Genomic DNA, 1,442 nt, shown 5'->3' on the forward strand with positions numbered 1-1,442 from the left:
GGCGCAGCGGGCGCAGGTCGGCCGGGCCGACGGCGTCCGCGCGCGCGGCCAGGGCGGCCCGCAGCCGCTGCTCGACGGGTGCCGCTGCGGCTCCCGTACCGGACTCGTTCATCGCAGCCCTTCCAGACGCCGGCCCAGAGCGTCCAAGGCCCTGCTGGCCGTGGACTTCACGGCACCTCGCGAGAGGCCGAGCGTCGTCGCGATCTCGGCCTCGGTCAGATGCGACCAGTAGCGCAGCACCAGCACCTCCTTCTGCCGCCGGGTCAGCGTGCGCAGCGCCGTCAGCACCTCCCGGTGGTCCTCGTGCAGCAGCACGTCCTCCTCCGGCGGCGGCGCGTGCCCCTCCGGCGCGGGGGCGTGCGCCCGTACGGTCCTGCGGCGACGCAGCACCGAGCGGGCCGCGTTGACGACACTGGTCCGCAGGTACGCCTCGGGGTCGTCCAGCGCCGCGAGCCGGTGGCCGTGGCGGCGGAACAGCGCGGTGAAGGCGTCCTGCACGACGTCCTCGGCCGTGGGCAGGTCGTCCACCAGCAGCACCGCCAGGCGCACCAACGACAGCCGGCGGTGGTGGTACAGCTCCTCTATGCCCGGCGCGGACCCGGACCCGGACCCGACGCCGAACCCGGAACCGGACCCGGACCGGGCTTCGAACCCGGACCCGGACCCGACTCCGAACCCGGACCCGAACCCGGACCCGGACCCGGCTTCGAACCCGGAACCGGGCCCCGAGCCGCAACCCGGGGCCGCCCCGGAACCCGCCCCTCCGCCGTTGCCGGGCCGGCCGCCGGGTGGGGGCGCGGCAGGTGCCGCCACCGGGTGGGTGCGGGCATGCGTGCGGGCGAGGAAGCCGCCGCGCAGCGCGTGCGCGAGGCGGCGGCGCCACGGCGCGGCGCGCTTCGGGGCGCCGGGCCGTTCCCAGGGCAGGGCCGTGGCCGGTGGTGTGGCTGTCGTCATGGATCTCCCGGTGCCGGGTGCGGGGAGCCGCCGTCTCACGGCCCCCCGCACCGGCCCTGCCTCAGTGCTGCTGCGGAACCGGCGTCGGCGCGGTGTGGTGGTGGTGCGGTACCGGCACCGGGCGGCCCGGTGCCGGCGCGGGTGCCGGATGCCGGTGCACGGGGGCGGAGGCGGACGGCACCGGGCGCGCGGCGGCCCGTCCGGGAACTGCCGGAACGGGGGAGGGGGTTGCCGCAGCGGGCGCCGCCGCGGGGCTCGCCGTACGCACGGGCGACGGCACGGGGGAGGGCGTCGCCGTACGCACGGGTGACGGTATCGGGGAGGGGGTGGCGGTGCGGACCTGTGACGGTACCGGGGACGGGGACGCCGTACGGACCGGTGACGGTACGGGAGAGGGGGTGGGGGTGCGGGCCTGTGACGGTACCGGGGACGGGGACGCCGTACGGACCGGGGCCGGGGCCGGGTGGGCGTCCGCCGGGGCCGGCGTC

The 1,442-nt window shown here is 78.2% G+C and carries 1 protein-coding gene; it reads right to left on the reverse strand.

The annotated features are described in order from the left end of the window. Positions 1-108 precede the first annotated feature (108 nt). Positions 109-585: a sigma-70 family RNA polymerase sigma factor gene (locus tag GT045_RS23130; protein ID WP_161289544.1), complete on the reverse strand. Its 477-nt coding sequence runs from the start codon at positions 583-585 to the stop codon at positions 109-111. Positions 586-1,442 lie beyond the last annotated feature (857 nt).

The organism is Streptomyces sp. SID486 (assembly GCF_009865385.1).
Taxonomy (GTDB): domain Bacteria; phylum Actinomycetota; class Actinomycetes; order Streptomycetales; family Streptomycetaceae; genus Streptomyces.